At 46.0% G+C, this 285-nt stretch carries 1 protein-coding gene; it reads right to left on the minus strand.

Annotated features, from left to right (window positions below; all coding sequences use genetic code 11):
• On the minus strand, positions 1 to 280 hold a 280-nt coding region (locus tag AAEZ05_RS28225), incomplete at its 3' end, for an MFS transporter (RefSeq protein ID WP_350649866.1).
• Positions 281 to 285 lie beyond the last annotated feature (5 nt).

Consider the following 285-nt stretch of genomic DNA (forward strand, 5'->3'; position numbering starts at 1 on the left):
GTACAAAGCCACTAAAACCAGATAACACAGAGAACATCGCTGTCGCAATCACGATAACACGTACTCGGCCAAAACGATCACAGGCCCAACCACCGAAAAATCCACCGATGGCCATGCCAAATAACGACCAACTCCCCAAAGCACCCGCTTGTATATTGGTCAATCCAAACTCTACCTTGAGACTTGACAGGGTAAAGGCGAGAATCCCAATATCAGCCCCATCACATAACAGCACTAGAAAACAAAAAAAGAAGGCCAATTTCCAAGGTTGCTTTTGGATAGAGC

This window comes from Pseudomonas sp. HY13-MNA-CIBAN-0226, from assembly GCF_040310305.1.
Classification (GTDB): domain Bacteria; phylum Pseudomonadota; class Gammaproteobacteria; order Pseudomonadales; family Pseudomonadaceae; genus Aquipseudomonas; species Aquipseudomonas gregormendelii.